Below are 22,047 nucleotides of genomic sequence, written 5' to 3'. Positions count from 1 at the left end.
CCCCCATCTTCTTTTACGTAAACGTCAAACTTTGTCACGTGGATTTTGCAATCGCGCCGACACGTATTAGATTCTATCGACGCCGGATCAAGTCGACCGGCGACAGACCCGAACCAACAGACCGGAACCACCCATGCTTGCCAGACCTGATGCCTATCGCTGCATCGAATGCGGCCTGCCCTATCGCGCGGCAGGGTTCTCGTACCATCAGGGCAGACTGGAAAACGGCGCCGCCTACTGGTCGGATCGCGGCATATTATGCTCGCCGCAATGCTCCCTCGCACACCACCGCAAACGCGCCGCCGAGGGCACGCTGCCGCAAGAGCCGGCGCCAGACCCGTTTGAATTTCAGCCACTCATCAGACGATAGCTTTGCCGGCGCCAGCCCTGCGGAAGCACTTCCTTAACCATGACGGTCCAGGATTTGTCTTTGGTTAACGGGGATTCCCTGTTTGAAAACGCCGGCGCATCTTCTACGCCGCTCAGCGATCGCTCTCGCGGCGACGATGCCGCTGATATCAGCGGCAAAAGCCTCGGATTTTTCCGAGCCGTGGAAGAACGCTGACCGTGCCCTGGTCGTCGACGCCTACGAATACAATTCCATCGACTGGGCCCAACTTGCGACCGACAAGCGGATCGTCGGCTTCATCAACAAGGCATCCGACGGCATGCCGCCACCCTATTTCTGTTTCGGCGACGACACCGAGGTGAAGTTGTGCAAGGCGCTGTGGAAACGCCACGCGGTGACGCGCGAACTGTTCCAGACACGCAAGGTGGTCGCCAAGGCGCTCGGCCTGAAATGGGGAGCCTATCACCTCGCCCGCCCCGGCAATCCGGTCGAACAGGCCAATAATTTCCTCGATTTCGCCGAACCCGCGCCTGACGACCTGCTGGCTCTCGACATCGAGGGCAATGATCCTTCGCAGTGGATGTCACTCGAAGATGCCGAGGAGTTCGTGCGCCAGGTGCATCGGCGCATCGGCCGCTTCCCGGTGCTCTACTCCAATGGCAAGACGGCCCAGTACATTGCCGACAACAGCTACAGGTACCGGCTCTTGTCGCGGCTGCCGCTCTGGTATGCCCGCTACAAGCCCGACATCGACGTGCATTTTCCGATGGGCAACTGGCAGGGCTACGCGCTGTGGCAGTTCTCGGCGCAAGCCAATTGCGGCCGACTCCGCTGCCCTTACAGGGTCGCCGGCACGCCCAAGGACATCGACGTCAATGTCGCGCCGACGGACGCGGCCACGCTGCGCGCGCAATGGCCTTTCGGTGGTCTCATCGACGTGCCACCTGACTATCTCGCCTCGATACCGCTGCCGGTGTCACGCGAAGCCGGCCTCGCCGGCAATGTCACGATCACCTACGCCTCGGTGGCGGCGCCGCCGACCTTCGAGGATATGGTCGCGGCTGTGGGCACGCGCTGGACGAAGTTCCGCGACGGCTTCCGCATGCCTGTCGTGAAGACCGTGCCGCGGCGGCCGACTTTCGGCATTGTCCAATATGTCGCCTGGAAGCGGACCGAACAGCGTTCGCCCGACCAACTCGACGCCGCGTTTGCCGCGGCCGATCCGCTCAGCACCGCTTCGACCGAGATCGATCGCGGTTTGCGATAAAGCCTTCAGCTTGCCTGCTCGCGTGCCACGGCCTGCCAGCCAATGTCGCGGCGACAGAATCCATCCGGCCAATCGATGCGGTCGAGCGCGGCGTAGGCGCGTTTCTGGGCCTCGCCGACGGTAGCGCCTGATGCCGTGACGTTGAGGACGCGGCCGCCATTGGCAACCAGCGCTCCGCCGTTGATCGCGGTGCCGGCATGGAATATCTGGACGCCGTCGGCCGCCGCGTCTTCGACGCCGCGGATGACCGATCCCTTTTCCGGCGTGCCGGGATAGCCCCTGGCAGCCATCACCACGGTGAGTGCGGCCTCGTCGCGCCAGCGCACCGAGGTGTGTGCAAGCTGGCCATCGGTTGCCGCATTGAGCAGGACCAGCAAATCGTCCTTCAGCCGCATCATCAGCACCTGGCATTCCGGGTCGCCGAAACGGGTGTTGTATTCGATCAGCTTCGGCCCCTTGTCAGTGATCATCAGGCCGGCAAAGAGAATGCCGGCGAAAGGCGCTCCGAGTTCGGCCATGCCACGCATGGTTGGCTCGATGATCTCGCGCATGGTGCGCTCGATCATCTGCGGCGTCATCACCGGGGCCGGTGAATAGGCCCCCATGCCGCCGGTGTTGGGGCCGACATCGCCGTCGCCGACGCGCTTATGGTCCTGCGCGGTGCCGAAGGGCAGCGCTGTGATGCCGTCGCAAAGGCAGAAGAAACTTGCCTCCTCGCCGGTCATGAATTCCTCGACCACCACTTCCGCGCCTGCGGCGCCGAAGGAACCGTCGAAACAGGCATCGAGCGCCGCCAGTGCCTCGTCCAGCGTCATGGCGACGGTGACGCCCTTGCCTGCTGCCAGACCATCGGCCTTGATGACGATCGGTGCGCCGGTCTTTTCGACATAAGCCTTGGCGGAGGCCAGATCGCCGAAACGGCCGTAGGCGGCGGTGGGGATGTCGTATCTGGCGCAGAGATCCTTGGTGAAACCCTTCGAGCCTTCCAGCCGGGCGGCGGCTTTGGAGGGCCCGAAGACGCGAATGCCTTGCGCACGCAGATCGTCGGCGATGCCGGCGACCAGCGGTCCCTCTGGGCCGACCACGACGAGGTCGATCTTCTTGTCCTTGCAGAAGGCGGCAATGGCGGCGTGATCGGCAATGTCCAGCTTCACCAGCTCGGCCTCGCCGCCAATTCCCGGATTGCCGGGAGCCGCATAGAGCTTTGTCAGCAGCGGGGACGCGGCGATCTTCCAGGCGAGCGCATGTTCGCGGCCGCCGGAGCCGAGAAGAAGAACGTTCATGGCCACCTCGTGATGCCTATTATCCTGCAGAGCACCCGCTATTGCTCTCTGCACGATGGGTCAAGGCATCAGGGGGCTTTGATCGGAATTGCGCACGGGAACGTTACCCCTGCCGAAGATCGGCGGCGCACGCCGCCGGCGATTTTCTGGCAAGTCCCTTCAACCCTGGAAGACGACCGGAAACCAGTCCTCGCGCAGCCTCTGACCCGGCTGCATGCCATGGCCATGATACGGCGGCGATGTGCGTCCCGGCCGCTCGACATAGCGCGCATCGTCGCCGACCCAGCGCAGCGACAGCGCCCGGCGCCGCGCCGAGGTCATGTTGCCACGCGCGCCATGCGCGGTCCTGAAGTCGAACAGGATGGCGTCGCCCGGCTCCATTTCCCATTCGAGCACCTTCATCGACGGGTCCTTGTCCGGGTCCGGCACCGGTAGATGGTCGCCTTCGCCGGCATAGAAATTGCTGTCGTCGAGCCAGCGCACCGGCAGGATCATCTTGTCCCATTTGTGCGAGCCGGCGATCAGGCGCAAAGTCGCCTCCTTCACCGGATCGATGGGAATCCAGAAGCTTACCGTCTGTTGCCCGTCGACGAAGTAGTAGGGGATGTCCTGATGCCAGGGCGTCGGCTTCTGGGTACCGGGTTCCTTGACCAGGACGTGATCGTGGAAGAACTGCGCGGTGCGCGACTGCATTACCGCCGCTGCCAGTTCGGCGGCCGGCGAATCCCGCACCACGCTGACGAATTCGGGAATGCGTTCCCAGTTGCAGTAGTCGTCGAAAAAACTGCCGCGGCCATTGGCGATATCAGACGCGGTGGCGCTGCGGTTCTGCATGTTGCGCTCGATGCCGGCGGCAATCGTGTCGACCCAACCCTTGAAGGCGCCGCGGATGCAAACCGCACCGTCGCGCTGGTAATCGGCGATCGTCTTTGCGTCGATGACCTGGGTGTCGATCTTCTGGGTCTCGGTCTGGGAAGACATGGCGTTCTCCTCTTGGAATGACCGACTATCGCAACCCGCTTTCATTCAGTAAAATAATAACTTCTCATTTGGTACATAGGAACACCCTATGAATGTGACCCTCACGCAGTTGCGTTATCTGGTCGCCGTTGCGCGTCATGGCAGCGTCACCGGCGCCGCCAAGATGTTGAACGTCTCGCAGCCTTCGATTTCGGTGGCCATCGACGCCGTCGAAAAGAATTTCGGCCAGAAGCTGTTCGTCCGCCAACGCGGCAGCGGCGTGTCACCGACGTCGTTCGGCCGGGCTGTCGTGGCGAAAGCAAGACAGGTGCTCACCGAAACGGACGAACTCGTCGGCCTTGGTTCAGGCAAATCGGCCGTCGGCGGTGAACTGGTGCTGGGATGTTTCGAGGACTTGGCGCCTTTCTTCGCGCCGGCTCTTATTCGCGCGTTCTCCGAACGCTATCCGGCCGTGAAAATCGTCGTTGGCGACGAGACGTTCGAGACGCTCGGGCGGCGGCTTAGCGATGCAGCCATCGATCTCGGCCTCACCTATGACCTCAGCCTGCCGACACATTTCGCCCGCATCCTGCTGCGCGAGCTTCGCCCACATGCGCTGTTGCCGGCAGGCCATGCCCTGGCGGATCGTTCCGAGGTCAGGCTTGCGGATCTGGCCGCCTATCCGCTGATCACGACAGACCAGCCGCACAGTTGGCAGCACATGCTCGACCTGTTCCGCAGCCGCGGCCTCGCCCCCGTGGCGGACACAACGACGAGTTCGTTCGAACTCCAGCGCAGCATGGTCGCCAACGGCTTTGGCGTCGCCGTTAGCTATACCCGCCCGCATGGCGACCGCAGCTATGACGGCCTGCCGCTCCTGTGCAAGCCGCTGTCCGATCCGCTGCCCATGCAGCGGATCCTGCTCACCTATGACACGCACCAGCGCGTCTCGAATGCGGCGCTGGCATTCATCAATGTGGCCAAGGTCTGGTTCGCCTCTCATGACATCTTCGCATCCGCAAGCGAGACTGCTTGACGGCCTTCCAGTCTGCTGCCAATCCAGCAGGATGGAACCGATCCAGTCGAAAGCGGCCCAGGGCCGTGTGGCCGATGCACCGAACGGCCATTGGGTCTATCGCGTGCTGCCGCGCTCGATATGGCCCTATGCGCAGCTTGCCCGGTGGGACAGGCCGATCGGCTGGCAACTACTTTTGTGGCCGTGCTGGTGGTCGGCGGCACTTGCGGCGAGCGCCTATCCGCGCCCCGGCGATCCCCTGCTCTCGCTGCTGCCGGCGCCATTGTATCTCGTGCTGTTCCTGATCGGCGCCATCGCCATGCGCGGCGCCGGCTGCACCTACAACGACCTCGTCGACGAGGACATCGACAACAAGGTCGAGCGGACGCGCTCGCGGCCGCTGCCGTCGGGCAAGACCACGCGCCGGCGGGCATGGGTGTTTCTTGTCCTGCAGGCGCTGGTCGGCCTGGTGGTGCTCATACAGTTCAACAGCTTCGCCATTCTGCTCGGCATCTGTTCGCTGGCCATCGTCGCCGTCTATCCGTTCATGAAGCGGTTAACCAACTGGCCGCAACTGGTTCTCGGCCTTGCTTTTTCCTGGGGTGCACTGATGGGATGGGCGGTCGAGTTCGGCGATATCGATGGGCCCGCCATCATGCTCTATATCGGCTCGATCCTGTGGGTGATCGGCTATGACACGATCTATGCGCATCAGGACAAGGAAGATGACGCCATTGTCGGCGTACGCTCGACGGCGCGCCTGTTCGGCGACAACACCAAGTCATGGCTTGTCGGGCTCTATGGCGGCACGCTGGTCTGCTTCGCCATCGCCTTCGCGTCGGCACAGGCTCCGGTCGTGGCGCTGGCCGGGCTGATCGCTGCCGGCGCCCATATGGCCCGGCAGATCGCCGTGCTGGATATCGACAATCCCGACCAGTGCCTGCGGCTGTTCCGCTCGAACAACCAGGTCGGCTGGCTGATCTTCCTTGGCCTGATCGGCGGCGCTGTGTGGGTGACGCTGAAGCCGCTGGTTTAGCGGCTTCTCCCTCAAAGGGAGAAGGAAGAACGCGCCAAGCTCTTCCTATTCGCGCGAAATGATCTCCTGGCCGTCGATGACCAGCCTGAGACCGAGATCGCCGGCCCTGCGGCGGGCGAGGAAGCGCGGGCGGCGCATGTTCGAAACGCGGCCCTTGCGCCGATCCTGCGGCGGCAGCGTCTTGATGGCGGCACCGAGCGATTCTTCCAGGGTACGGGCAACGCCGTCCGATTCGATCAAGAGCATTGGCAGACGGTAGGCGTCGGCCCAGGCGCGCCAGTCGGCGGCGACATCTTCGAGATCGTCGGCCACCAGCAGCGGCACCGACAGCATCGGATCGTTGTGCAGGAGTTCCAGCGTCACCGTAACATTGCCGTCCGGATCCTCCATCGCACGGGCGGCAACGCCGCGAAACGCATTGGCTGGCAGCGCGATGATCGCCGGCAAGCCGCTCATCTCGAGCATGCGGCGGATCACGGCGCCCCGCTTGTCGATGGTAAAGGTCACGTCGCCGTAGTCGTCGCGTGTGGCGTAGCTGACCACTTGCGGCAGGCGAAATGGGTCGAGACGCATGTTGCGTCCCGCCCAGACTGGCTTCAGTCCGGTGTTCATAGAGTGCCTTCCTGTCTGTCTCCTGAGAGCCGGTGTCCGGTTCTCTCCGGGCCGGTTTTTCCAGCCTCGTTTGTGAGCAGACAGTAGCGCGGGCTCCTTACCGCCCCGCTTAAGAAAGTCGGTTAAATTTTGCTGATCTGCGGGATGGTTATCGGAATGCCACCAGCGACAAGATGCCGAAAGGATCAGATAACCTTACCGGGATTCATGATGCCGGCTGGGTCGAAGGCAGCCTTGACCCGGCGCATCAGGTCGATCGCCATCGGTGGCGCTGTGGCGATCAGTTCGTCCCGCTTCAACTGGCCGATGCCATGCTCGGCCGAGATCGAACCATGCAGGCTGCGCACCACGTCATGCACGGCCTTGTTCATCGGATGATAGAGAGCGAGAAATGCCTCGTCGTCGCCGTCTACGGGCCGCGAAATGTTATAGTGCAGATTGCCGTCACCCATATGGCCGAAGCAGACCACGCGGGCGCCAGCACTCACCGACGCCACGGCCCCGGCGGCCTCCTCGATGAAGCGCGGGATCGAAGCGATCGGCACGGAAATGTCGTGCTTGATCGAGGCGCCCTCCGGCTTCTGCGCCTCGGGCAGCAGCTCGCGGAAGTTCCAGAAGGCATCGCCCTGCCCAAGACTTGCGGCAATGACGGCGTCGCCGACGAATTCCTGTTCGAGACCAGCCGAGAGCACCTCCTCGATCAATGCCCGCGAATCCTCGGATGAGCGGCCGGACGAAATTTGCATCAGCACATACCACGGCCAATCTTCGATCAGCGGCCGCACCACGCCCTGGGCATGCGCCAGGGTGAAGTCGTACGGGCGCTTGCCGATCAGTTCGAAGGCGGTGAGCGCTGCCCCGGCGCGGTCCATCGCCAGGCTGAACAGAGAGAGCACTGCTTGCGGCGACGACAGGCCGACGAAAGCTACCTCGCGCCCTTTCGGTTTCGGGAACAGCTTGAGCACAGCCGCGGTGATGACGCCGAGCGTGCCCTCGGCGCCGACAAACAGGTTCTTCAGATCGTAGCCGGTGTTGTCCTTCTTCAGCTTGCGCAAATCGTCGAACACCTCGCCGGTCGGCAGCACCACTTCAACCCCAAGGCAGAGTTCGCGGGCGTTGCCATAGGCAAGCACGCCGGTGCCGCCCGCATTGGACGACAGGTTGCCGCCGATCTGGCAGGAGCCTTGCGCGGCCAGCGACAGCGGAAACAACCGGTCGACGCCATCAGCCGCTTCCTGCAGCGTCTGCAGTATGACGCCGGCTTCGACCGTCACCGTATTGGACAGGACATCGATCTCGCGGATGCGGTTCAGCCGCGACAGCGACAGCACGATCTCGCGGCCGGATTTGTCAGGCACCTGGGCGCCGACCAGCCCGGTGTTGCCGCTTTGCGGCACGATTGGCGTTCCCGTCTCGGTCGCCAGCCGCATGATCTGGCTGACTTCTTCAACGCTGCCCGGCCGCAGCACCAGTGATGTCGCGCCATGCCAGAGCCCGCGCCGCTCCGTGAGGTAAGGCGCGATATCCTGCTCGTCGCGCAGCGCGTATTTGTCGCCGACGATCGCCGCGAAGCGATTGATGAGAGCGGGATCGAGTTTTTCTGAGATTTCGGTCATGGGGAAAACTATGTTGCTGCCAAGATGTTGTCACGAGGGGCGGCGGCACGCGAAAGCCGATCGTTGATCGCCTCCCCAAGCCCGTCGAAGGGAACCGGCTCGACGGCGATAATCCGCGCGCCGCCGCTGTCGAGTTCCTGCATATAGGCGAAAAGATTGCTTGCCGCTTCGCGCAGGTCACCTGTCTCGGACAGGTTGAGGAACGCGGTGGCATGTCGCCAGCCTTCGGCTCGCTGGCTGCCGAAGCCGAGCAGGGCTTCGCCCTCACCGACTGTCCCGGCGTTGAGCCGCATCGCGGCACCCGGCGCATAGTGCGAGGCAAGCATGCCCGGCGCCTCGACACCGGCCTCACCGCCACGCAAGAGCTCCACACCGATGGCCGCCTCGATGTCTTCGGCGGCAATGCCGCCGGGCCTGAGCAGCCGCAATCTTGCGCCTTCGGCCTTGACGATGGTCGATTCCAGCCCGACCGGCGTCGCCCCACCATCGACGACCAACTTTATGCGTGTGCCGAGATCCGCCGCCACCGCTTGCGCCGTCGTCGCGCTGATCTTGCCGGATGAATTGGCGCTGGGTGCGGCAAGTGGGCGGCCGAGGCGGGCAATGAGGTCGCCGCCAAAGCCTCTTGGCATGCGCAAGGCAATCGTATCGAGCCCGGCCGTGACCAGCGGGTGGATGCCGTTGCCGGGCCGCTGCGGCATCACCAGCGTCAGCGGACCCGGCCAGAACGCAAGCGCCAGTTTCTTCGACAGCGGATCAAACAGCGCAATGCGCTCGGCCATCGCCATGTCAGCGACATGGGCAATCAGCGGGTTGAAGCGGGGCCGTCCCTTGGCTTCGAAAATGCGCGCCACGCCGATGCCGTTGGTGGCGTCGCCGGCAAGCCCGTAGACGGTTTCGGTCGGGATGGCGACGACATCGCCGCCCCGGAGCAAAGCCAGCGACCGCTCCAGCGCCTCGCCGACGGCAAGTATTTCAGCCACTCTCGTCACCTCTCAGATGCCGGCTGCGTAGTACGATGGCGGCTGTTGGGCAAGTCGGCTGTTGAGGCAAGTCGCTGTTGAGCAATCTGCGCATTGGCGATTTATCAATCGCTAAAATGCTATGTTCCCGCGAAAGTCGGCATCAATTCCGGCCCGCTACTGTGCGGCTTCTGGGCAAAGGGGAGCGATCATCGTGTCTGTGCGTATGCTGCTGGGGATTGTTCTTGCGATGACGACCGCAGGGGCACAGGCCTCGTCGCTGGTTTTTCCCGGCGTGCCTTCCTCGACACCATCCATCATCAAGCTCGATGCCGCCAAGCCGCTGAAGACCGCCGATGCCGCCAAGGCCGGCAATGTGCAGTCGGTCGAGGGGCTCGGCGAAGCGCAGCCCGACGTCACTTATGAAAAGGTGTCGGCGATCACGGACAAGCCCGAGGCCAGGCATGGGTTTGAGCAGAACCCGATGGTCATTCGCGGCGGCGTCGTCGGTCCCGCCTTCTCTGCGCCGGCGCCAAGCGCCGCGACGGCGAAAGCCACAGATACGGCCACCGCGCCGGCAGCAGGCGCCGCGCCGGCAACCGCTACCGCCTCCGCTGCCCCTGCGGGAGACGCCGGGACAAACTCGGTCTCACCACCGAACGCACCCGCACAGGCAAAGCCCGCCCATGGGGTCAGCAAAGCCAAATAGAGGCTGGACTGCGACTTGACTGCGGTCCGGCGCCCGGCGCACCATTGTAGGCAAACCCCGTCTCGGTCCTTTGCCGCAGGGCGCCACTGTCCGAATTTCGTCAAGCGGCCATGGTACACGGGATTTTATCGTTTTGGGGTAGGGGGCTGATCATGAGCGAATTCAAAACCGTCACTGTGGCCGGGCTTTTGCTGGTGTCGTTGCTTGGCGCCGGCGCGGCTCATGCCGATGACATGCTGGGATCCTATGTCGCGCGCATTTCCGATCGGGATCATCAGGCGAGTGACGGCTATGCACTGGAGACTGCGGCGCAGATGGTGCGGCAGGACCGCGCCAATTGGCACAAATTCCACCGTCGCGACCGCGATGACGAGGGTGATGGCTGGTTCAGGACCAACGACCAGCGCGCCGATTTGCAGCGCATGCTGGAGCGCTCCGGCGCGATGAGTTCCTCGACCAAGCGCGCCATCGTCAATGGCGAGCCGCTGATCCAGGTCGACGTTTACGAAAACAGCGTGCGCGTCAGCATTCTGGAAGACTGAGAAGGCTAGCATCTGACAGAAAAGGGCGGCGCGTTACAGGATATGTCAAAAATCCTGGAGCGTTGAGCACGCGCACATCCCTCGAAGGGGGAGCCTTTGGAGTTCCGCAACGCTTCGCACGAGCGGGAGAGACCGCCCTGTGGCAGTCTCTCTACATCCGTCGGACGGCTGCTCTCAACCGTTTTGAACAGCAGCTGCAGCTTTCCGGATTACGTCGATGACGACGGCGGGCTGGGAGAGCATCGGCACATGGCTGCTTGTCACCTCGGTGACGGTCGCTCCCATGCGCTTCGAAACCCAGCGTTGGAGATCGGGATGCACGGTGTGGTCTTTCGTAGCCAGCACATACCAGCTCGGCTTCGACTTCCACCCAATGCGATCGGCGCTCAGCTTCTGCTGGCGGAACAGATCGAAGACGGGTGCAATATGGGTGGCCCAGACGAGCTTCTGCTCTTCCGCCGAGAGATCACCGGCGAAGAACTCGGTGCCGTTTGGAAGCATCCAGGCGCGCCCATCCGTTACCTCGACGCGAGAGAAGATGTCCGAGGGATACTTGTCGAGCTGGTCTTGCACAGTCTCGCCGACATCCGGGGCGACGGCGGCGACGTAGACCAGGCCGATCACGCGCTCATCGACGCCCGCAGCCGTGATCGTGGCGCCGCCGTAGGAATGGCCGACGAGGATGACCCGGCTGCCGACGCGGTTGAGCGTGCGTTTGACCGTCGCCACATCCTCTTCGAATGAATCCAGGCCATATTGGACAGCAATCACCTCGTGTCCGTCTGCCTGCAATGCCGGGATCACCTTGCTGAAGCACGAACCATCGGCCCAAATGCCATGGCAGAACACAATGGTAGGCTTGGATGCTGTAGACATTTTGCTTTCTCCTTCTTTGACCTTAGCGCGAAGGTAAATCTCCCTTCTATCGGTGACAAATACCTTGTACGTTCGACCTATGCCTTGGAGGTATAGTGAGGAACCGATGGAACTCCGGCATTTACGCTATTTCATTGCAGTTGCCGAGGAAGGCAGCTTGTTGACCGCTGCCCAGCGGCGACTGAACACCTCGCAGCCGTCGTTGAGCCGGCAGATTCGCGATCTCGAATCTGAAGTCGGCGTACAGCTATTGGAGCGGCAGGCGCGCGGCGTTGTGCTTACCGCTGCGGGGCGCGTTTTTTTGGATCACGCTCGGCTGGCACTTCTGCAGGTCGAGGCTGCGACCGAAGGCGCCAGGCGGACAGCACAGCCGAAAAGGCCCGTACTTGCTATGGGGTTTCTGGTTGGGCTGGAGGTCACGTGGCTACCTCACCTATTGCGCATGATCCGTGAGGAAGCACCGGAGATCGAAGTCACGCTGTGTAGTCAGTCCTCCCCGGAGCTCGCTCTTGCGTTAATGCGCGGGAAGTTGGACGTAGCCTTCCTTCGCCCCGAGAAACAGAGCTTGGGCCTATCCTTCAAATTGTTAGCGAGGGAGCCTCTGATCGCCGTGCTGCCGGCAGGCCATCGCTTGGCATCGCGCAAAAAGATTCGGCCGCAGGATCTTGCCCACGAAATTTACGTCAGCTCGGCGAGAACGTCTCCCGTATTGCAATCTGTGATTCAGGATTACGCATCAAAGGCCGGGATCACGCTCAAGGCAAAGTACGAAGGCGAGAACATATCGTCGGCAATGTCGCTCGTCGCGTCCACGGGCGGAGTTACTCTTGTCCCGCTTTATGCGCAAAATATGCTGGCACCAAACGTTGTTGCCCGAGCGCTCGAGGGTGTGCCTCCGACAGTTGATCTCACTCTGGGATACAACGAGGCAAATTCCTCTCCCTTGCTCCGCCGGCTTTTATCTCGTGCGGATGAACTGGTCGAAAACGTCCAAAATCAGAGCATCATCCGATACGCTGAAGCTCTACATTAGGTGTTGCACGCGGAGATGGGGCGTCAGGAATAAGCGTTCTGTTAGCGCGACGAAATCGCCTAGCAAGGCCGAGCTGAGACGAGGACGATTCTCGAATAGGACGGCGCCCCTGAGATGAGGCGCCGATGTTTTCACACAGCCTGGTCGGCGCCGCCCTGCCATCGATAGACTGAGCAGCTGAAAATCAGGCGGCTTCTTCCTTGTCGTCGTCTTCGGATTCGTCTTCTTCGGGTTTCTCGTCGTCGCCTTCAGCCTTCACACTGTCATCGGCGTCGTCTTCGTCCTCATCTTCTTCATCTTCGTCGTCATCCGAGAGCGTGGCGGCTTCGGCGTCGTCAGACTCTTCGCCTTCTTCATCGTCGCCTTCTTCATCTTCATCGTCCGACAGATCGGCCGCTTCGACCGTGGCGGCGGCAGCGTGATCGAGGGCGGTTTCGGAAGCGGATTCAAGCGCCTCGGCGGGAGCCGGGGTTTCTTCTGTCACTTCGATTTCGTGATCGGAATTCATGGAAGCCTCCGTGGGTTGGGGAACATGTCCCTTTTGCCACGGAGAGATCATCGTCATATGACTGTAAGCCGGCTCGAAGGGCCCATCTTCAGAATTTTTCAGGCCTCAACCCGCGATTTTCGAGAAGTCCGCGACCTGACCGGTGGCCGCCCGGATGCGGGCGAGGAGCGCCAGGCGGTTGGCGCGCACGGCCTCGTCCTCATCATTCACGAGAACATGCTCAAAGAATGAATCAACTGGCTCACGCAACACGCTAAGCGCCAGCAGGGCGCCGGAAAAGTCTTCGTTTTGAATCGCTTCGCCGGCTTGCTTCTCAGCCTGATTCACCGCCGCAAACAGCGATTTCTCGGCATCCTCGCGAAACAGCGCCGGCTCAACAGTCTTGGCGACTACCGTTTTCTTCTTCTCCTCGGCAGCCAGGATGTTGGCCCCACGCTTGGTGCCGGCGAGCAAGTTCCTGCCGTCCTCGGTGTCGAGGAAGGAACCAAGCGCCTCGACACGGCGGACGACCTGCAGCAGATCGTCGGACTGCGATGTGATGACCGCGTCGATGAGATCGTGCCGCGCACCCTGGTCGCGGAGGTAGACTTTGAGGCGATCGTGGAAGAATGCGAGGAGGTCGGAACCCCTCCCGACGATGGGTGTCAGCGCCAGTCGAATATCATTTTCGACCAATGTTCTGACCACACCGAGCGCTGCCCGACGCAGCGCATAGGGGTCTTTGGATCCCGTCGGCTTTTCGTCGATAGCCCAGAAGCCGACCAGCGTGTCGAGCTTGTCGGCTAGCGCGACAGCGACCGAAACCGGACCGGCCGGCACACGGTCGGAAGGGCCTTGCGGCTTGTAGTGTTCTTCCGCCGCCGCGGCGACCGAAGCATGCTCGCCCTGCAGCAGTGCGTATTTGCGGCCCATGGCGCCTTGCAGTTCGGGAAATTCGCCGACGACTTCGGTGGTGAGATCGGCCTTCGCCAGGACAGCGGCGCGGCGCGCCAGCGCAGGATCGGCGCCGACGATCGGCGCCAATTCCCCGGCGAGCCGGGCAATTCGTTCCACCCGCTCACCTTGCGTGCCGAGCTTTGCGTGGAAGGTAACGCCGAGATGGTCGAGGCGCGCCATGCGCTGGTCGAGCGGCTTCTTGAGATCGAGCCCGAATTTTTCCGCGGATGCCTTGAGCTCACCGAGATCCGGCAAATCGCCCTGGTCGGTCGTCCAGAAATAGAGCGCGTCGGACAGGCGGGCGCGCACCACCTTGCCGTTGCCGTGGGCGATCTCCCTGCCGCCATCCTTGGCCTCGATGTTGGCGGTGAGGATGAAGCGACTGGAAAGACCCTCGGCAGCACCCTGCGGCCGCGTGACAAAGCATTTCTGGTTGGCGCGGATGGTCAACCGGATCACTTCGGCCGGAATGGCCAGGAAAGCCTCCTCGAACTCGCCCATCAGCACGACCGGCCATTCGACCAGCCCTGAGACTTCCTCCAGCAGCCCTTCGTCCTCGACCAGATCGAGCCCGTTGGCGAAGGCGAGATTGCGCGCGTCGGCAAGGATGATCTCCTTGCGCCGGTCGGCGTCGAGCACGACCTTGGCCGCCTCCAGCTTTGAGACATAGTCGTCGAAGCGGCGCACCGTAATGGCACCAGGCGCATGGAAGCGGTGGCCATAGGTGATGTTGCCCGAACGGATGCCGTCGATCGCGAAATCGACCACGACCGGTTCCTCGGTCTCCGGGCCAAAGGTGCACAGGATCGATTGCAGCGGCCGCACCCAGCGCAGCGAGCCGGGCTTGGCCGAGGCCGGCCCCCAACGCATCGATTTCGGCCATGGGAAATTGCGAATAATGCCCGGCACCAGCTCGGCGATGATCTCTTCCGATGCCCTGCCCGGCTTCGAGATGTGGGCGACGTAGAAATCGCCTTTCTTAGGATCGGAATGGACATGCGCCTCGGCGATCGACGAAAGCCCGGCCTTGCGCAGGAAACCTTGCACCGCCTGTTCGGGCGCCGTCGTCGACGGTCCCTTGATCTCCTCGCTTATATCCTTCGAGCGCGCGGTCAGGCCCCTGATATCGACCGCCAGACGCCGCGGCGTCCAGTACTCGCGCGCCGCCTCATAGGTCAGCCCCGCCTCGACCAGACCATCGGTCAGCATCTTCCTGAGATCACCCGCCGCCTTACGCTGCATGCGCGCGGGGATTTCCTCTGAGCGAAGTTCGAGAAGCAGGTCAGGCATGGATGAGGCTCACGCGGCAAGATGGTCCGCGCGGGGCATAGCAACTCGGCTGGCCGCTGTCACCCTTTCCGGAAATTTGGCCGCCCTGTCGGGACGAGGCGACCACGCCCGTCCTTGGATCAAAGATTTCCATGAACCGAACGCAGCGCTGAAGCGACCCACGCTCAGGTAGGGAACTATTGGCTGAACGACGATGAAATCGGCATCCAGACTTCTGCAGATTGTAGCACTCACCGCCTGCTTCACCGCGCAGGCTCACGGTGCCTTCTCGATGCCGGGCGTTCGGCAGGCATTGCGCACGATCGACGGTGCCAGCGGTCAGGGCATGCTGCCGATCAACACTTCCCTCTACGTGATGAAACGTGCCTGAACTCAGGCCGCCAGTCCGCCAGCCTGGGTCTTCAAAAACGCCTCGCCACAGGCCTTCGCCAGATTGCGCACCCGCAAGATGTAGCTCTGCCGTTCGGTAACCGAAATCACGCCACGCGCGTCGAGCAGGTTGAAGACATGGCTGGCCTTGATGCACTGGTCGTAAGCCGGGAAGACCATGCGGTGCATTGGCAGATTGTCGTTCGACGCCGGCGCACCGGCATCGAGCAGCGCCTTGCATTCGGCCTCGGCGTCCTCGAAGTGGCGCAGCAGCATCGCCGTGTTGGCGTATTCGAAATTGTGGCGCGAATATTCCTGCTCGGCCTGAAGGAAGACATCGCCGTAGGTGACCTTGTCGGCGGCTTCGCGGCCGTTGAAGTTGAGGTCGTAGACATTGTCGACGCCCTGCACATACATGGCCAACCGCTCCAGCCCATAGGTCAGTTCGCCCGCCACCGGGGCGCACTCAATGCCGCAGACCTGCTGGAAATAGGTGAACTGCGATACTTCCATGCCGTCGCACCAGCACTCCCAGCCCAGCCCCCAGGCGCCCAGGGTCGGGCTTTCCCAATCGTCCTCGACGAAGCGGATGTCGTGCAGCAGCGGATCGACGCCGATCGCCGCCAGCGAGCCGAGATAGAGTTCCTGCAGGTTCGGCGGATTCGGCTTCAGGATCACCTGATACTGGTAATAGTGCTGCAGCCGGTTCGGGTTCTCGCCATAGCGGCCATCCTTGGGGCGGCGCGACGGCTGGACATAGGCGGCGTTCCAGCGTTTGGGCCCGAGCGCGCGCAGCGTCGTCGCCGGATGAAAGGTGCCGGCGCCGACCTCCATGTCGTAGGGCTGCAGGATGACGCAACCATAGTTCGCCCAATAATTGTGCAAGGTCAGGATCAGCCCCTGGAACGAGCGGCTGGGATGCATATGGGCGGGGATTTCAATCGTCGGGATTTCAATCGTCACGGGGGCCTCGGCAGCAAAGGCTAGCTTGCCGGCACGTCCTAGAGACACGGCGGCGTAGCGTCAAGCAAGGCACGCCGGTGCGGACCTAGCGAGCCCGCCGATGATGTTGAAAGCTTTGCGAGCGACTGGCCCATTGCCGGCCATGGGCGCCTGCGGTCTGCTCGCACCACAAAGTGTCAGGACAACAGGTTCAATCATGCCCAGTTCCACCATCATCCGTCCCATCACGCGCCAGGATTTCGACCAATGGCTGCCGCTGTGGGACGGTTACAATGCCTTTTACGGCCGCTCGGGCGAGACGGCGCTGGCAAGCGAGATCACCGCGATGACATGGTCGCGCTTCTTCGATGCCTATGAGCCGATGCATGCGCTGGTTGCCGAGAGCGAGGGACAGCTTCTCGGCCTCGTGCATTACCTCTTTCACCGCAGCACCACGGCGATCGCGCCGAACTGCTACCTGCAGGACCTTTTCACCGCAGAGGGCTCGCGCGGCAAAGGCATCGGCCGGGCCCTGATAGAGGGCGTCTACGAGCGTGCCCAGGCTGCCGGTTCGGGGCGGGTGTACTGGCTGACGCATGAAACCAATCACACGGCGATGAAGCTCTATGACAAGGTCGGCGAGCGCTCCGGGTTCATCGTCTACCGGAAGCTGTTTTGAGGTAGTTTCCAACGCACAGGCGGTGTTGAGTTTTTGGACGGACGGGCAAACGAAAACGGGGCTCCGAAAAGAGCCCCGTTTGCATTCCAAGAAACCGATTTCACCCCTTCGGGGCTGGCACCGGCTCGGGCTTGACCTTCGGGGTTTCCTGCGCAGTGTTGGATTCGATGGGCGGCAGGCCCTTCATCAGCTTCTGCTGCAAGGTGGCCAGCACATCGGGGTCCGGCTTCAGGTCGCGCGCCTGGTTCCACTGGAAGGTGGCTTCCAGCTTGCGGCCGACGCGCCAGTAGGCGTCGCCGAGGTGATCGTTGAGAACCGGATCTTCCGGCTTCAGCGACACGGCGCGTTCCATCTCGCGCACCGCGTCATCGAACCGGCCGAGGCGGAAATAGGCCCAGCCCAGGGAATCGACGATGTAGCCGTCGCTCGGCCTGAGATCGACGGCCTTCTGGATCATCGCCAGGCCTTCCTTGAGGTTCGTGTTCATGTCGACCCAGGAATAGCCGAGATAGTTCAGCACCTGCGGCTGGTCGGGGAACAGTTCCAGCGCCTTGCGGAAGCTCGGTTCGGCCTTGGGCCATTCCTTCAGCCGCTCATAGGCGATGCCGCGTTGGTAAAAGATGTTCCAGTTGGCGGCAGTCGGCGTCTTCAGGACCGTGACTGCCTTGTCGTAGAGATTGGCCGCCGAGCGGAAATCATCCTTCGACGAATAGACGCCGCCGAGCGCCAGATAGGCGCGCATGTCGTCGGGATGCGCGTCGACGAAAGCCTTCAGATGGGTGATCGCCTCGTCCTGGCGATTGAGATCGGCAAGGTTGAGGCCGAGTTGCAGGTCCGAAAGCTCTTTCAACGGCGAAGAGTCGGGGATGCGCCGATAGAGCGCGATGGCGCCCTCGCCGTCCTTCAACTGCTCGGAAACGGCCGCGAGTTGCACCAGGGCTGCGTCGCTGTCAGGCTTCAGGGCCAGGGCATATTGCAGGTAAAGACGGACGAATGGCTCGCCACCGCCGCGATTGAGCGCCGTGGCGAGATTAAGCAGGATCTCCGACGCGCCGTCCGACGGGCCGGCAGCGAAAGGCGCAATCTTGTCGCCCTTGCTGATCTTGTCGCGCAAGGCGACGATTTCCAGCTTGCCCGGCGCAAACGCCTCGGCCTGATCGAGCACCGACAGTGCCTTGTCCTTGTCGCCCTTGCGGGCCAGGAACGACGCGTAGGCCTGGGCATTGCGCATCCAGGTTTCGGGAGCCGCACCACCAGCGGCCGTGTCCTGCATCGTCGCGGCGTAGATCGCCTCAGCCTTTTCGGGCATGCCAGACGCGTCGGCGATCAGCGCGCGATGGAAGGACTTGAACAGGCCGAACCAGTCCGGCCCCTGCAGCTTGTCGATGGACGCCATCGCATCGCTGGCTTGGCCGGCGCCTTGTTGAGCCCAGCCGGACATGACGCCGGAGATCAGCCGGTCGAGATCGGATTCCAGCGACAGCTTGAGCCAGTACTGTGCCTTGGTGAAATCCTTCTTGTGGAAGGAATCGACCGCCAGCGCCAGGCGCGAGAAGCGCTCGACATCGGGAACTTCCTTGAGCTTGTCGGCATAAACCAGGGATTCGTCGAAGCGCCCTTGAGCGATCAGCGATAGCATCAGGCTCTGCTGCAGGCCGGTGTCGCTCGGATTGAAGGCCAATGCCTGCTTGTAGTACGCGATGGCGCTGTCGAGGTCGTTGTCGCCTTCGGCGATGCGGGCGGCCAGATAGGCCCCCGAAAACGACGTGATCTTGACCGGTTCGGTGGTTTGCTTGGCATAGGCCGGCAAAGCCGAGATCGCCATGCCTGTCACAATTGCCAGCCTTGTCAGCCAGCGCGCACGTCCTTGCTGCATCATATCCCTTTCAGCCAGGCGCCATCTCCGCGTCAGCGGGATTAGCGTAGACTCGATCTTTCCGGGCAAAGCATGGCCTTTTTGGGGTCGCGCTTCAATCCGCCTCGAATTCACAATCCGGGCACCCGATTAACAAACCATGGCGACCAGGGACAGTTTTCCGTTTTCGAGCTCCGGTCATGGCCCTGCGCGGGCCAACGATATCACAGGTTCGGTCCACATCACAGGTTTGGCCCGCTGAACTCCGATATCAGCGCTTGCTCGGCAAGGCAGGCCGCTGCACCTGTGTGTCGCGATAGCCACCGGCGTTCACGGCATGGAGGATATTGAAGGCGAGGATTGAGAGCGCCGCTTCGGCTTTCACCGCCCTAAGCCCCCTGGTGAGGAACCTTCCACCGCCCGACATGCGCTTGATCGTCCCGAAGGGGTGCTCAACGGTACATCGTCGGATCGTCATCAAGGTGGGGTCGGCATAAATTCTCGCCTCCATTCAGTCCCGCGAGAAGCGGCGCGTACGCGGCGAGCCTGCGGGATACGAACTCGGTAAAGAGCCGCACGCGCTTCGTCTTGCGTGTCTCCCCCTGCGTGAGAAGCCAGAGCGTTCCGTACATGTGCAGGTCGGTACCCGGCACCCTCACCAGCAGGGGGTCGGCATCGCCAACGAAGCACGGCAGCGTCGTGATCCCGAGCCCTTGCCGTGCAGCAACGATCTGCGCCTCGGCGTCCGTGGTCCTGAATGGAACCCCCGTGGTGCGAACCTCACCCTCGCTGGCCCAATCCGGAATTCCATGAATACTTATGACGATCCAGCGGATGGGATCAGGCGCGCCCGCACGCCACGCGGCCAGGCGATCGCAGGACATGTAGACGCCGCCGAACAGCTCCGGTCCCTTCAGGCCGTGAAGATTGAGCGGCAGGGTTTTGCGGTCATAGACGACGCGGATCGCGACGTCGGCCTCTCGGTTGGTCAGATTTGCCAGCTCGCCGGACGACAAGATTTCCATCTCGATGTCTGGATGCAGACGCGCGAAATCGGCGAAGTCCGGCATGAGCAGGTGTGTCGCGAGGGGCGGTGCCAGCGTCACCCGCAGAAGCCCGCGCACGCTCTGGTCGCGCCCGAAGACGCGCGTCTCCAGCAGGTGCGACGACGCTTCCATCTGGTCCGCGAACTCGAGGACCTCCTCGCCCGCGGCCGTCAGGCGGTAGCCCGAAGGCAGCTTTTCGAACATGTGCACCCCGAGGCGTTCCTCGAGCTGGGCGATGCGTCGCAGCACGGTCGAGTGGTTCACACCGAGGCGCTCGGCGGCAGCCCGCACCGAACCTCCACGCGCGACGGCAAGAAAGTAGCGAACGTCATCCCAGTCGATCATGGTGCAATCTCGCACCGCGCGGTGCGCCTTCCAAAGCCCACATCTAACACATCGAACAGCATCTCGTTTGCGGGTAGCACGGCGATGATCATAATCCGTGCCGACAAGCGCGGCCCAATCCTGAACGGCGGACGCCGATCGTCGCGGCTGGCGTCCGTCGTCCAGCCGGATCGATTTTGCACCACCGATGTGCGCGTTTCCGCACTCAAAGCCTGACCCTGGCAGACTTATTTCGAGGCTCTCGGGGTTCCTCCCGAACGACCAAAGGCAGAGCCTAAAAGGAAAAGTCATGGGAAAGCTAGACGGTAAGGTTGCAGTCATCACGGGTGGATCGAGCGGCATGGCGCTGGCGAGCGCCAGGCGGTTCGCTGAAGAAGGCGCCTATGTTTTCATCACGGGCCGAAGGCAGGAGGCGCTCGACGAGGCGGTCAAGCTGATTGGCCGGAACGTGACCGGCGTGCGCGGCGACGCGGCCAATCTCGACGACCTCGACCGCCTGTTCGATACAGTCAAGCGGGAGAAGGGCAAGATCGACGTCCTGTACGCGAGCGCCGGCATGGGCGAAGCCGTCCCACTGGGCGAGATTACCGAGCAGCATTTCGATGCGGCCTTCGGCCTGAATACGCGCGGCACGCTGTTTACGGTTCAGAAAGCGCTGCCGCTGTTCAACGATGGCGGATCGATCTTCATGACCGGGTCAGTTGCTTCGGTGAAAGGCTTCCCTGGTTACGGCGTGTATGCGGCGAGCAAGGCGGCGTTGCGCTCATTCGCACGCACTTGGCTCAACGAACTGAAGGGCAGGAATATCCGGGTGAACGTGCTGAGCCCGGGGCCGATCGCCACACCGATGCAGGACCAAGTTCTCACAGAGGACGCGAAGCGAATGTTCGAATCTCTGATCCCGCGGGGAAAGATGGGGCGTCCTGAGGAAATTGCAGCGGTCGCGCTGTTTCTTGCTTCAGACGAGTCAAGCTTCGTGAATGGGGTGGAGTTGTCTGTCGACGGCGGCTTCTCGGCCATCTGAAATCGCGCCCGATCGCCGGAAGTCGTTCACGGCAGGACGTCTACGCGTCAATTCAGGAATTCGAACCAATGTCACGCATCGCTTGCGGTGGCGGTCCGAAGATCTCGCGAAGGTCGCCACACAGCAGAACGGATAGCCCAGCGCCGTCGAAGGCCGGGGAATCATTATCAACACGGATCGGAGAAGCATTATGAGCTATGCGATCGTAGGATTCGGTAAGATAGGCCAGGCTCTCGCCCACGCCTTCGCCCGAAAAAACATCGACGTGACCGTCGCGAGCCGCCGGCCGGCCGAGGCGTTGGCGCCGCAGGCCCGGGCGATTGGACCCACGGTCGTCGCCAAGCCGCTGCGGGACGCACTCGAGGCCGACACAATCATCTTGGCGGTCCCGTTCGGGGAGCATCGCGAGGTTGCGAAGGCCCTGCCGAGCTGGAAAGGCAAGACGGTCATCGACGCGATGAACGCGTTAGTTCCCCTTGAGGAGCTGGACGGCCTCCCGTCCTCCGCCTTCGTTGCGAAGTCCTTCACCGGCGCCAAGTTCGTGAAAGGTTTCAATCACCTTGTTGCGGCCACCCTGGCTGCCGATCCGATCGTCGAGGGCGGCCACCGGGTCGTCTTTCTGTCGAGCGACGACGAGGATGCGACCGCTCCCGTGGCGGATTTGGCCAAACAGCTCGGGTTCGCACCCGTCAAGCTGGGAAAGCTCAACGAGGGTGGCGCGCTGGTGCACGCACGCGGCCGCACTTGGGGCCAGCTGATCTTCCAGGACCTGTTCAAGAAGGAGCAGTAACGG

Annotated in this window: 23 protein-coding genes; 11 read left to right on the top strand and 12 right to left on the bottom strand. The window is 62.5% G+C overall.

Going from position 1 to position 22,047, the window contains the following annotated elements:
- Positions 1-133: 133 nt before the first annotated feature.
- Both AC0ZT5_RS01995 and AC0ZT5_RS01990 read left to right on the top strand, forming a co-directional pair.
- On the top strand, positions 134-370 hold the full coding sequence (locus AC0ZT5_RS01995; RefSeq protein WP_457151481.1) for a hypothetical protein: 237 nt from the start codon (positions 134-136) through the stop codon (positions 368-370).
- Between the two features lie 136 nt (positions 371-506).
- On the top strand, positions 507-1,616 hold the full coding sequence (locus tag AC0ZT5_RS01990; RefSeq protein ID WP_488495050.1) for a glycoside hydrolase family 25 protein: 1,110 nt from the start codon (positions 507-509) through the stop codon (positions 1,614-1,616).
- A 5-nt stretch (positions 1,617-1,621) separates the two neighbouring features.
- Here AC0ZT5_RS01990 and purD read toward each other — a convergent pair whose 3' ends face one another.
- On the bottom strand, positions 1,622-2,899 hold the full coding sequence (gene purD / locus AC0ZT5_RS01985; protein WP_488495049.1) for a phosphoribosylamine--glycine ligase: 1,278 nt from the start codon (positions 2,897-2,899) through the stop codon (positions 1,622-1,624).
- A 159-nt stretch (positions 2,900-3,058) separates the two neighbouring features.
- Positions 3,059-3,880, bottom strand: a complete 822-nt coding sequence (locus AC0ZT5_RS01980; protein WP_488495048.1) for a phytanoyl-CoA dioxygenase family protein — start codon at positions 3,878-3,880, stop codon at positions 3,059-3,061.
- 88 nt (positions 3,881-3,968) lie between these two features.
- On the opposite strand from AC0ZT5_RS01980, the gene AC0ZT5_RS01975 reads away from it, so the two are divergent.
- Together AC0ZT5_RS01975 and ubiA are read left to right on the top strand one after the other, a co-directional pair.
- A complete protein-coding gene (locus AC0ZT5_RS01975) occupies positions 3,969-4,895 on the top strand; it encodes a LysR family transcriptional regulator (RefSeq protein WP_488495047.1) in 927 nt (308 codons plus the stop codon).
- A 31-nt stretch (positions 4,896-4,926) separates the two neighbouring features.
- The gene (ubiA, locus tag AC0ZT5_RS01970; protein WP_488495046.1) at positions 4,927-5,910 is read left to right on the top strand and encodes a 4-hydroxybenzoate octaprenyltransferase; all 984 of its coding nucleotides are present in this window, start codon (positions 4,927-4,929) and stop codon (positions 5,908-5,910) included.
- Between the two features lie 45 nt (positions 5,911-5,955).
- Here ubiA and AC0ZT5_RS01965 read toward each other — a convergent pair whose 3' ends face one another.
- The 3 genes from AC0ZT5_RS01965 to AC0ZT5_RS01955 all read right to left on the bottom strand — a co-directional run bounded on the left by AC0ZT5_RS01965 (position 5,956) and on the right by AC0ZT5_RS01955 (position 9,121).
- Positions 5,956-6,522, bottom strand: a complete 567-nt coding sequence (locus AC0ZT5_RS01965; RefSeq protein WP_184871430.1) for a DUF6101 family protein — start codon at positions 6,520-6,522, stop codon at positions 5,956-5,958.
- 185 nt (positions 6,523-6,707) lie between these two features.
- Complete coding sequence (locus tag AC0ZT5_RS01960; protein WP_488495045.1) at positions 6,708-8,138, bottom strand: FAD-binding oxidoreductase; 1,431 nt, start codon at positions 8,136-8,138, stop codon at positions 6,708-6,710.
- An 8-nt stretch (positions 8,139-8,146) separates the two neighbouring features.
- Positions 8,147-9,121 carry an L-threonylcarbamoyladenylate synthase gene (locus tag AC0ZT5_RS01955; protein WP_488495044.1) on the bottom strand — a complete coding sequence of 325 codons (975 nt, stop codon included), beginning with the start codon at positions 9,119-9,121 and terminating at the stop codon, positions 8,147-8,149.
- 193 nt (positions 9,122-9,314) lie between these two features.
- On the opposite strand from AC0ZT5_RS01955, the gene AC0ZT5_RS01950 reads away from it, so the two are divergent.
- Together AC0ZT5_RS01950 and AC0ZT5_RS01945 are read left to right on the top strand one after the other, a co-directional pair.
- Entirely contained in the window at positions 9,315-9,809 is a 495-nt protein-coding gene (locus tag AC0ZT5_RS01950; RefSeq protein ID WP_488495043.1) for a hypothetical protein, read from the top strand.
- Positions 9,810-9,961: 152 nt separating this feature from the next.
- On the top strand, positions 9,962-10,351 hold the full coding sequence (locus AC0ZT5_RS01945) for a hypothetical protein (protein WP_488495042.1): 390 nt from the start codon (positions 9,962-9,964) through the stop codon (positions 10,349-10,351).
- A 174-nt stretch (positions 10,352-10,525) separates the two neighbouring features.
- Here AC0ZT5_RS01945 and AC0ZT5_RS01940 read toward each other — a convergent pair whose 3' ends face one another.
- Positions 10,526-11,227 carry an alpha/beta fold hydrolase gene (locus tag AC0ZT5_RS01940; protein ID WP_488495041.1) on the bottom strand — a complete coding sequence of 234 codons (702 nt, stop codon included), beginning with the start codon at positions 11,225-11,227 and terminating at the stop codon, positions 10,526-10,528.
- Between the two features lie 106 nt (positions 11,228-11,333).
- Here AC0ZT5_RS01940 and AC0ZT5_RS01935 point away from each other — a divergent pair, with 106 nt between their 5' ends.
- Positions 11,334-12,260 (top strand): LysR family transcriptional regulator, encoded by a 927-nt coding sequence (locus tag AC0ZT5_RS01935; protein WP_477283725.1) that lies wholly within the window; start codon positions 11,334-11,336, stop codon positions 12,258-12,260.
- Positions 12,261-12,444: 184 nt separating this feature from the next.
- On the opposite strand, the gene AC0ZT5_RS01930 is transcribed toward AC0ZT5_RS01935, so the two are convergent.
- Entirely contained in the window at positions 12,445-12,768 is a 324-nt protein-coding gene (locus AC0ZT5_RS01930; RefSeq protein WP_488495040.1) for an ATPase, read from the bottom strand.
- Between the two features lie 105 nt (positions 12,769-12,873).
- The gene (glyS, locus tag AC0ZT5_RS01925) at positions 12,874-14,994 is read right to left on the bottom strand and encodes a glycine--tRNA ligase subunit beta (RefSeq protein ID WP_488495039.1); all 2,121 of its coding nucleotides are present in this window, start codon (positions 14,992-14,994) and stop codon (positions 12,874-12,876) included.
- 193 nt (positions 14,995-15,187) lie between these two features.
- Between glyS and AC0ZT5_RS01920 the strand changes: the two genes are divergently transcribed.
- Positions 15,188-15,364, top strand: a complete 177-nt coding sequence (locus tag AC0ZT5_RS01920; protein WP_488495038.1) for a hypothetical protein — start codon at positions 15,188-15,190, stop codon at positions 15,362-15,364.
- Between the two features lie 2 nt (positions 15,365-15,366).
- On the opposite strand, the gene AC0ZT5_RS01915 is transcribed toward AC0ZT5_RS01920, so the two are convergent.
- Positions 15,367-16,287: a glycine--tRNA ligase subunit alpha gene (locus tag AC0ZT5_RS01915; RefSeq protein ID WP_488495275.1), complete on the bottom strand. Its 921-nt coding sequence runs from the start codon at positions 16,285-16,287 to the stop codon at positions 15,367-15,369.
- Positions 16,288-16,522: 235 nt separating this feature from the next.
- Here AC0ZT5_RS01915 and AC0ZT5_RS01910 point away from each other — a divergent pair, with 235 nt between their 5' ends.
- Positions 16,523-16,984: a GNAT family N-acetyltransferase gene (locus AC0ZT5_RS01910; protein WP_488495037.1), complete on the top strand. Its 462-nt coding sequence runs from the start codon at positions 16,523-16,525 to the stop codon at positions 16,982-16,984.
- 100 nt (positions 16,985-17,084) lie between these two features.
- Here the strand turns inward: AC0ZT5_RS01910 and AC0ZT5_RS01905 are convergent, their stop codons facing one another.
- The 3 genes from AC0ZT5_RS01905 to AC0ZT5_RS01895 form a co-directional block, all read right to left on the bottom strand.
- On the bottom strand, positions 17,085-18,860 hold the full coding sequence (locus AC0ZT5_RS01905; protein WP_488495036.1) for a tetratricopeptide repeat protein: 1,776 nt from the start codon (positions 18,858-18,860) through the stop codon (positions 17,085-17,087).
- 250 nt (positions 18,861-19,110) lie between these two features.
- The gene (locus tag AC0ZT5_RS01900; RefSeq protein ID WP_488495035.1) at positions 19,111-19,266 is read right to left on the bottom strand and encodes a hypothetical protein; all 156 of its coding nucleotides are present in this window, start codon (positions 19,264-19,266) and stop codon (positions 19,111-19,113) included.
- 25 nt (positions 19,267-19,291) lie between these two features.
- Complete coding sequence (locus tag AC0ZT5_RS01895; protein WP_488495034.1) at positions 19,292-20,230, bottom strand: LysR family transcriptional regulator; 939 nt, start codon at positions 20,228-20,230, stop codon at positions 19,292-19,294.
- A gap of 289 nt (positions 20,231-20,519) precedes the next feature.
- Here AC0ZT5_RS01895 and AC0ZT5_RS01890 point away from each other — a divergent pair, with 289 nt between their 5' ends.
- Both AC0ZT5_RS01890 and AC0ZT5_RS01885 read left to right on the top strand, forming a co-directional pair.
- A complete protein-coding gene (locus AC0ZT5_RS01890; RefSeq protein WP_488495033.1) occupies positions 20,520-21,254 on the top strand; it encodes an SDR family NAD(P)-dependent oxidoreductase in 735 nt (244 codons plus the stop codon).
- A 190-nt stretch (positions 21,255-21,444) separates the two neighbouring features.
- A complete protein-coding gene (locus AC0ZT5_RS01885; RefSeq protein WP_488495032.1) occupies positions 21,445-22,044 on the top strand; it encodes an NADPH-dependent F420 reductase in 600 nt (199 codons plus the stop codon).
- Positions 22,045-22,047: the final 3 nt, after the last annotated feature.

Source organism: Mesorhizobium sp. CNPSo 4670, from assembly GCF_057784235.1.
The sequence above is the reverse complement of the archived record's forward strand: the minus strand, read 5'-3'. Positions and strand labels throughout refer to the sequence as shown.